This window comes from Paenisporosarcina macmurdoensis (genome assembly GCF_042658845.1).
GTDB classification, from domain to species: domain Bacteria; phylum Bacillota; class Bacilli; order Bacillales_A; family Planococcaceae; genus Paenisporosarcina; species Paenisporosarcina macmurdoensis.
On record NZ_JBHSRI010000025.1, the window covers coordinates 438,226 to 447,520 of the forward strand.

9 protein-coding genes are annotated in these 9,295 nt (G+C 38.1%); 4 read left to right on the forward strand and 5 right to left on the reverse strand.

The annotated features are described in order from the left end of the window. Positions 1 to 16 precede the first annotated feature (16 nt). Positions 17 to 979, reverse strand: coding sequence for a calcium/sodium antiporter (locus tag ACFPYN_RS15835; protein ID WP_377735503.1), 963 nt, complete (start codon positions 977 to 979; stop codon positions 17 to 19). Positions 980 to 1,103: 124 nt separating this feature from the next. On the opposite strand from ACFPYN_RS15835, the gene fumC reads away from it, so the two are divergent. Beyond that, positions 1,104 to 2,486, forward strand: a complete 1,383-nt coding sequence (gene fumC / locus ACFPYN_RS15840; RefSeq protein WP_377735505.1) for a class II fumarate hydratase — start codon at positions 1,104 to 1,106, stop codon at positions 2,484 to 2,486. A 52-nt stretch (positions 2,487 to 2,538) separates the two neighbouring features. Here the strand turns inward: fumC and ACFPYN_RS15845 are convergent, their stop codons facing one another. From ACFPYN_RS15845 to ACFPYN_RS15860, 4 genes are all read right to left on the reverse strand, one after another. Then, positions 2,539 to 2,835: a hypothetical protein gene (locus tag ACFPYN_RS15845; RefSeq protein WP_377735507.1), complete on the reverse strand. Its 297-nt coding sequence runs from the start codon at positions 2,833 to 2,835 to the stop codon at positions 2,539 to 2,541. Between the two features lie 954 nt (positions 2,836 to 3,789). Then, positions 3,790 to 4,392: a response regulator gene (locus ACFPYN_RS15850; protein ID WP_377735509.1), complete on the reverse strand. Its 603-nt coding sequence runs from the start codon at positions 4,390 to 4,392 to the stop codon at positions 3,790 to 3,792. Then, positions 4,389 to 5,525: a sensor histidine kinase gene (locus ACFPYN_RS15855; RefSeq protein WP_377735511.1), complete on the reverse strand. Its 1,137-nt coding sequence runs from the start codon at positions 5,523 to 5,525 to the stop codon at positions 4,389 to 4,391. The genes ACFPYN_RS15850 and ACFPYN_RS15855 overlap by 4 nt, the downstream gene beginning before the upstream one ends. Before the next feature lie 94 nt (positions 5,526 to 5,619). Beyond that, entirely contained in the window at positions 5,620 to 6,672 is a 1,053-nt protein-coding gene (locus tag ACFPYN_RS15860; RefSeq protein ID WP_377735513.1) for a fatty acid desaturase, read from the reverse strand. Between the two features lie 316 nt (positions 6,673 to 6,988). On the opposite strand from ACFPYN_RS15860, the gene ACFPYN_RS15865 reads away from it, so the two are divergent. The 3 genes from ACFPYN_RS15865 (at position 6,989) to ACFPYN_RS15875 (ending at position 9,280) form a co-directional block, all read left to right on the forward strand. Then, complete coding sequence (locus ACFPYN_RS15865) at positions 6,989 to 8,263, forward strand: acetyl-CoA hydrolase/transferase family protein (RefSeq protein WP_377735514.1); 1,275 nt, start codon at positions 6,989 to 6,991, stop codon at positions 8,261 to 8,263. Between the two features lie 273 nt (positions 8,264 to 8,536). Next, entirely contained in the window at positions 8,537 to 8,914 is a 378-nt protein-coding gene (locus ACFPYN_RS15870) for a hypothetical protein (protein ID WP_377735515.1), read from the forward strand. A gap of 111 nt (positions 8,915 to 9,025) precedes the next feature. After that, on the forward strand, positions 9,026 to 9,280 hold the full coding sequence (locus tag ACFPYN_RS15875) for a hypothetical protein (RefSeq protein ID WP_377735517.1): 255 nt from the start codon (positions 9,026 to 9,028) through the stop codon (positions 9,278 to 9,280). Positions 9,281 to 9,295 lie beyond the last annotated feature (15 nt).

Consider the following 9,295-nt stretch of genomic DNA (forward strand, 5'->3'; position numbering starts at 1 on the left):
GCAAAAGTTGTGTCTATTAGTTGCGAAGAATGATATAGACCATATACACAATGTAGGAAAGAGCCAGGAATATGCCTTCACGTTTTCCGATTGTAAAATGAGTTAGTGCAAAAATTAATACAATAATGGTAAATACAATTAGAATGATCATGTCTGTAAACAATGCGGTGTTCACGCCGATTGGAGAAATAGTAGCAGAAGCCCCAAGCACAAAAAGAATATTGAATATGTTACTACCGATTATATTACCGAGCGCAATTTCACTCTCTTTTTTCAATGCGGCAATGATGGATGTGACAAGCTCGGGCAAAGAAGTACCCACTGCCACAATGGTTAAGCCGACAAGGGCCTCACTCATACCAAGAGAAAGGGCAATGTCTGTACTATTTTTAACGACTAAATCTCCTCCAAATACAATCGCTGCAAGACCGGCTAAAGTGAAGGTTCCATTTTTTAACCAACTCTTATCTTTTTCGGCAATTTCAAGTTGTTTTTCTTCCACATCATTTCTACTTTTCCGTGCAAGTTCGTAAACATAATATAGAAATACTGCGAAGATTAATAATAGAATAATGCCATCACTGCGAGTCAAAAGGTTCGAAGTAAAGTTTTGTAAAAAGGTGTCGGCCATTAACACTAGTAAAGTGATGCCGGCCAGGAAAGAGAATGGAATTTCTTTTCGAATCGTTTGGCTTTTTACGACTAGTGGTGCAATGAATGCAGTCATCCCTAACACGAAGAGCGTATTAAACATGTTACTTCCCATCACGTTCCCTAGCGACACATCATCGTTGCCATTCAACGCAGCAATAATGCTGACCGTTGCCTCAGGAGAACTTGTCCCGAAAGAAACGATGGTCAGACCTACAAGAATAGGTGGAACACGAAGGACTGCAGAAATATTGGAAGCGCCTTTCACAAAATAGTCGGCCCCTATGATAAGTAAGGCAAAGCCGACTACTAATAATAGATATGTCATCATAAAACCCTCTTTTTTATTTAATGGTATCAAATTGTGAGTCCATTGCGCCATCGATAAGCTGTTTGGTTTGAATCATGAGGCAATAATTGCTTAAACTACTGAAGAAGGAGGAGTTTCTATTATGAACAATTTTCGAGTAGAGCACGATTCCATAGGAGAGATTCAAGTACCCTTTGATAAAATGTGGGGTGCACAAACACAACGTAGTAAAGAAAATTTTGCTATTGGAACTGAATTAATGCCAATTGAATTAATTCATGCATTTGCAGTGTTAAAGAAAGCTGCAGCAAAAGTAAACCATGATTTAGGCAACTTGTCGAAGGATAAAATGCAGGCAATTTCTCGTGCAGCTACAGAAGTTAGCGAAGGAAAGTGGAATGAACATTTTCCGTTAGTCGTTTGGCAAACGGGAAGCGGAACACAATCCAATATGAATGTGAACGAAGTAATTGCCTATCGAGGGAATCAATTATTGAAGGACGGTGGAAGTGAAGAGCTACTACATCCGAATGATGATGTGAATAAATCCCAAAGTTCCAATGATACATTTCCAACAGCCATGCATATCTCAGCTGTAGAAGTTATTCAGACATTATTATTGCCTGAACTTGAGCGGTTACGTAATACCTTAAGCAATCAAGAGGAAGAATTTAAAGATATCATCAAAATTGGTAGAACGCATTTACAAGATGCAACGCCATTAACATTAGGACAAGAAATAAGTGGTTGGAAGCATATGGTCGCCAAGAGTGTGGAGATGATACGTGAGAGCATGATCCACGTCTCTGAACTTGCCATTGGTGGGACTGCTGTCGGAACTGGTATAAATGCGCATGCGGAGTTTGGTGACCGTGTAGCATCTGAATTAAGTGAAGATACTGGTTATAAGTTTGTGTCTTCTACCAATAAATTTCATGCATTAACGAGTCACGATCAGTTGGTCTATGCACATGGAGCACTGAAAGCATTAGCGGCTGATTTAATGAAGATTGCAAATGACGTCAGGTGGTTAGCAAGTGGACCAAGAAGTGGCATTGGGGAAATTACCATTCCTGCAAATGAGCCAGGGAGTTCAATTATGCCAGGGAAAGTGAACCCTACTCAAAGTGAAGCCTTGACGATGGTAGCTGTTCAAGTTATGGGCAATGATGTATCAATAGGCATTGCAGCAAGCCAAGGGAATTTTGAACTAAACGTCTTTAAACCAGTCATCTTCTATAACTTCATGCAATCGGTACGTTTACTTAGTGACAGTGTGCGGAGCTTCCATGACAACTGCGTGGTGGGTATCCAACCAAACGTGGAGCAACTGTCTCATCACGTCAGCAATTCACTCATGTTAGTAACTGCGTTAAATCCACATATTGGCTACGAAAATGCAGCGAAAATTGCTAAAAAAGCACATGAAAATGGCACCACTTTAAAAGAATCAGCACTACAAAGCGGACTTTTAACAGAAGAAGAATTCGATCGAATTGTTGACCCTTCTAAAATGGTTAAATAAACATTGATTGCAGAAAAAAAAGACTGAGCCTCTAGGGTTCAGTCTTTTTTGTTTAGTCGTTTGGGAATTTATTTGCTTCTTCGGATACGACAAATGCTAGGTCATCGTTGCCGAATAGCTGAAGAACTTCAATGAGTGTGCCTGAATCAATATCAAGGTCCAAGGGTTCATTGTTATCGATGATCGTTTTTATTGCTTCATTGGTGCCTTGGGTGGGGTAAGCTGTTTGATAAAGTTGAAACGGATCAAGCTCATGATTTTGACACCACTGCACAAACAGTTGAATCATCACTTGTTCATCTTCTTGATATTTCTGGATTATATATTCTGTTATGCTTTGTTGATCCATCGACATATACTCCTTTCATTCCTATTGCGAAACGTGCGGCTAGCACAATGTACAACTGTGAAGTTTTACCCTATTTTCGACTATCAGGACGCTAGCGACAATGTACGATAACACCATAAAATATGACTAAGGCAGTTCCCTTTTTATATTTAGCAGAGGTTGATTTCCGTTCCAAACGGACGCTTTCCGCGGGCATGGCCTCAGCCTCCTCGACGAGCAAACAAGTTGTGCAAAAAAATGCACAACTTGTTGTCTGCGGGGTCTTCACCTCATGCTTTTCCCGCTGGAGTCGCCGTCTTCCACTCCAATCAACCAAAAGTTTATCATTTGACAAACAGAAACTTATAACTGTTTACAATGTTCGAATTTAGGAACAGATAATAGACTCATGTTTCTCCGCTTTTTTATATTAGAGACTTTTTAGAAAGCCACATATTCTTTCTTGCGGCATACTAGGCAAGTGAAATCTTTTGTATGTTTTTATTATCACAGTAATTCTCCTAGCAAAAATAAATGAAGCAGCAAGAGGTCGAAATTGTATCTTCGACCGAACATTTACATAAAGCAATCTTCAATTCTTTAGTTAACCAAACCAAATGTACTGTGTGCTTCCAGGTTGCAAGGGAGTGAAGGATGCACACCCGCCGCAGGATGATCTATAAATATAGTTGGGCTTGTGACGCAGTCACAAGCCCAACTATTTGTTCTTTAGATTATTGTGCAGCAGGTTAAGCGTCCGAAGTGCACTGGAAACCCTGTCACCCTCTATACAAGGCATCTAAGTTTTGGTGTGAAATTGGAGAAATATATTGAGAGCTCTTAATTCTTTGCGACGAGTAAGAGCAGAAGGAATTCTTTGGTACATGCGGTTCAAGCGGTCAGCACAATGTACAATAAACAGATGTGAAGTTATAACACCTCACGAAGCTAGCGCAAACCATCGATAGACAACGTTTATTTAAACCAACCTTTTTCTTTAAATCTGGAGATGGCTTCAATTCGGTTCGTAACATCCAATTTATCTAAAATGACGGAAATATAGTTTCTTACAGTACCTGTCGTAATGAACATCTGACTAGCGATTTCTTTCGTATTTTTTCCATTTGCAATGAGTTCGAGAACTTGGTGCTCGCGTTCGGTTAGAGGATTATCTTCGCCGCTGTATGCAAGTTCGACAAGTTCAGGAGCATACACACGACGACCTTCCATAATACTGCGAATAGAGTTGGCTAAATCTTCACTCGGGCTGTCTTTTAATAAATAGCCCATAACGTTTGCCTTTCGTGCGCGTTCAAAGTATCCAGTTCGAGCAAATGTCGTGAGAATAATGACTTTGCAAGAATGTTCTTTTAACTCTTCTGCAGCATCTAAACCTGTTTTGGAAGGCATTTCAATATCCATAATGCACACATCGGGATTTAATTCGTGCACCAAAGTAAGAACTTCCTCACCATTATGAGCTTTCCCCACAACTTCCATGTCGTCCTCTAAATCGAGTAATGAACCAAGTGCACCAAGTAACATACGTTGATCTTCTGCTAGTACAATGCGAATCATGAAAATTCCTCCTTAACCGATTGTAGGATGACGTGAGGGATGTGGATATTAAGGGTTGTGCCATCTACGCCTGAAATTTCTAACTGTCCATTAACGAACTCTAAACGTTCCTTCATGCCGCGTAATCCGTTACCTTCTAAGAATTGTCGATCTGCTTCGTAGCCAATTCCATTATCTTGGATTTGGAGAAATAATTCGGTTTGGGTTTGTTTAATTAAGACATGACAAAAAGTAGCCTCACTGTGTTTTACCACATTGGTGACTGCTTCTTTTAAACACATGCTAAGGACGTTTTCGACGAGTAATGGTGTATCTTTTAATACGGAAATACCATTTACTCGGAAATCAATCTCTGCTGCTTTTAAGATCTGTTGTACACGTAATAGCTCATCTTCTAATTTACCTGCACGCATATTAGAAACGAGTTCGCGCACTTCTTTTAATGCAATACGCGCAGTATGGTTAATATCAATAAGCTCTTGTTTAGCGCGAAGAGGATCTTTATCGATTACTTTGGTGGCTAGATCACTTTTCAAACCAATTAAAGATAGCTTTTGGCCTAATGTATCGTGTAGATCTCGTGCAATTCTCTGGCGTTCTTGCGCAACGAGCAGTTTAGAAATTCGTTTGTTTGCATTTTCTAATTGACCTTCTAGTTTTTCTTGTTTGTTGCGATTATAAGAATTAAAAGGTAGTAAAATAACGCCAATTACACCGATAAGAATATAAGGGAACTGAGATACAAATAAGTCGGATTGAGTAAAAAATCCGATACTGACAGACACCATGGTGGTAACGAGATGAACGACATACATCGTGATAAACCCAGCCTTGTTACGGATGTTACCTATGAAAAATGCTAAGAATAAAGAAAAATATAGATAGCCAAACAAAATGATTAACGTAATACTAATGGCGATTTGAAAAGCAATCCAAACATACATGCGCCATCCTTTTGAAATGAAGGATTGACGATAACTTAAAAAGAAAGCAACTACTAAAAGTAATCCAAGAAAACTTTCAGTTGGAGAATAGGACTTAAATATATAAAATAACGGCAGAATACAAAAAATAATCCAAATGTAAATACTGACATAAGGGTTCTTAGGGAATATTTGATACCAACTTTGCATAAATGCCTCCATGATTTCGTAACGACGTTTGTTGTAACAATAGTATAACAGACAGAAAAACCATTCCATGAGCGGAATGGTTTTTCAATGTATTTTATTTGCCTTCCATGCTTGAACGTTTTGTTTGTAATTGCATAGAATTCTTTGTCTTGTTTAACAAATGTTTAATTTCTTTAAAGCCTACGAACGTTTTTTTTGATTCATCATATAGTCGGAAATTAAATGATTTCAAACTAGTTTTTAATGTAATCGTTGTTGCTTGGTGAAGAGGTGGTGTAGAGTCATGTGCTTGTTCTAAACGATAGTTAGGTACACGTGGGCTTAAATGATGCACATGGTGATAGCCAATGTTCCCAGTTAACCATTGAAGCACTTTTGGCAATTTGTAAAATGAACTGCCATCTACTGCTGCTTTAACATAATCCCATTGTTCTTCATCTTCGAAATATGAATCTTCAAATTGGTGTTGTACATAAAACAACCAAATCCCGAAAGAACCGGCAACAATTAAGATAGTACCTTGAATAATTGCGAATGCTTGAAGACCAACTAACCAAATCATAAACGCATACAAAGCAACTAGTGCTACGTTTATAAAGTATGTGTTGTTACGCTCTTTTGGTCGAGCATCTTTCCGATTGAAACGATTTGACACTAAATATAGGAAAAGTGGTCCGAAACCAAACATTACGATTGGATTACGGTATAAACGGTAAGCGAATCGACGGCCAGGTGTAGCTGCAACATACTCATCAACTGTCATAACCCAAACGTCACCTACACCGCGTTTGTCTAAGTTACTGCTTGTAGCATGATGAATCGAGTGATCACGTTTCCATTTTTCATAAGCGAACAAAGTCAAAACACCAGTAATTGTTCCTAAAATTGAATTAGCTTTTTTACTCTTAAAGAAAGAACCGTGTGTACAATCATGGAATATGATAAACGTTCTAACGATAAATCCTGATGCTGCAATTGATAAAGCAATTGTTAAAAAGATTGAAACGTCTAAACTTAAATACGCTAAGAACCACAAAATGAAGAATGGTGGAATCGTATTAATAATTTGTTTTACACTTGCGGACATATCAGATTTCTCAAACGGCGCTACTAGCTTACGTAGCTGCATAGTTTTTTCTTTACTCATTAGCGTCCTCCTGGAGTGATGTATTTGAATTTTTTTTAGTTAATAACTTGTTACATTAAGAATAGGGTTTAGGAGCAGATAATAAAAGGCATAAACGTCAAGTGATGACTATGACAAGTGTCATATAGGTCGTGTTGTTTAGTAAAAGAAAATTTTCTTATTATATTTCTCAATTTTCCACGCTACATACAAAAAATTTATGATTATTGAACTTTATTGAAAAGTTATTCTTCTATTTTAAGCTCACTTAGGATGAAAAAAAGCGGCATTCGTATGCTACAGTAATACAAAGAGTCTTTGACAGGAGTGACACACCATGACGAAATTATTAGATGAGAAAAATTTCATTAATTTAATAGAAGAAGAAGCTGACATTATTATACCGATTGCGAATGGTGAACCATTACGCTTATTAGATATTCTAGAGGAACATGCAAGTGAATTAAGTCATGTTAGAATCCATCAAATGTTGGCGCTACATCCGCGGAGATATATTTTAGGTGAGATGCCAGGACAACTTACACATGTTTCTTATTTTTTAAGTGGTGCAACACGTAAAACCTATCAGAACGCTAAAATGGACTTAGTGCCAAATAACTTTCATGAAGTTCCACGCATGTTATCGAAAGTTACAAAAATGTCGATGATTTTGTCTGTGGCTTCTCCAGTGGACGAGCATGGCTATTTTTCACTAGGAACACAAGCGGATTATGTAGCTGAGTTTATTGGGAAAGTTCCATTTGTATTAGAGGTGAACCGCAACATGCCACGCACTTTTGGTCATAACCAAATTCATATGAGCCAAATTGCTGGATATGTCGAGCACGATACACCCTTAGCCGAGGAAGTAGTTCCTGAAATAGGAGAAAAAGATATGCTCATTGCTGAAAAAGTAGCTTCAGATATTCAAGATGGCGATACACTTCAAATCGGTATTGGATCAGTTCCTAATGCAGTCATGAGTTTATTGAAAAACCATCGAAATCTCGGTATACATACAGAGATGTTGCCAGATGGAATCGTTGATTTGATAGAAGCAGGTGCTATCGATGGAACGAAGAAGTTTACAAATAGAGGTAAGATTGTTGCGACTTTTGCATATGGAACTCAACGTTTATATGATTTTATCCACAACAACTCGTCGATAGAGTTTTTACCCGTCAGTGTCGTTAACGATCCTCGTGAAATTGCCAAAGAAGAAAATATCGTATCTATCAATGCGACAACGGAAGTGGACTTATTTGGCCAATGTGCATCCGAAACAGTCGGAGGGAAATATTATTCGTCCAGTGGTGGACAAATTGATTTTGCAAGAGGCGTACGTTTTGCGAAAAATGGGAAAGGCTACATCTGTTTACATTCCACTTTAAAGAACGATACCATTTCAAGAATTAAATTGGACTTGACACCAGGTTCTGTTGTAACGACAGGGAAAAATGACGTCGACAACATCGTAACCGAATACGGTATCGCACGCTTACATGGTCGTTCTATCAGTGACCGTGCAAAGCAGTTGATCAGCATTGCTCATCCGAACTTTAGAGATGCGCTAACCGAGCAAGCAATTGAACGGGGCATCATAAAAGGGTAGTGATTTTTTCGGAATAGTAAAGTGCCAGGCACTAAAGGCTAAGTTGGACAGCAAATGTCCAACAAAACCATTGGTGCCAGGCACTTTTTTAAACTATTAAGAGCGAAATTTGACGAAGTAAAACATTTCCAGGTCGTTTGTAGCAGGTTTTCTGACTTTCTTGTCGAAATCTATATGAATATAAACCAGAAGATGCAAATAAGAATTTATTAAAGTGAACTCGTCCTTATCTTTTAACCTCGAAATTATTGATTAGATGGGAGATTTATCGGTATGAAAAATCAACTCACCCTCATCGTAGCTGCGAAGTGGCAACAATGTATGAATAGTCGGCAGATAGAAGAGATGCTTAAGTTAACTGACGACCAAATTGAGTTCGTTGGTCCTATTGAGTCTGGATTTGGTCACAAAGAGTTGACTGAATGGATAGAACGCAGTGGGATTATATTAACGACTTTAAATAGTAATGTGAAAGAAGAGAAGTTATTGCTAAAACACCAAGCGAGATGGAAAGGCAATGATGGATGTTTGATGGAAGAACGTTTTTACTATACGTATATTTTAATGAAAAACGGCAAAGTCGTGTACTTAGGATTTTTTGAAAATCTACATGATGCTGAGGTAGAGAGTGAAATTTCTCTGATGAAATGAAACCTTTTATACAGTAGTTACGTAATTGAAGGTGGAAAGCATGCGGTGATGGATAGGAAAACGACCTATTTACATCATGATTATTCTGAATATTGAAAAAGAGGTGAGTTGATGACGGGAACGATTGCTGTAATTATGATTTTTTCAATACCGATTCTTGGAATAATCTCAAACCATCTAAAAGATAATCAAAAAATAAAAGCGAGTATGTTAAAAGATGAGCTGGAATTAGAAAAGTTAAAACATACTAATTTCATCGTCGAGACAGAAAAGATGAGGCTTGAATTAGAAACGATGAAAGTGGATTACTCTAAAACGACGGATCCGGTGTTCCTAGAGGTATCAGGCGAAAAAACAAATGTTTGAAAGTAATGAAAAAGT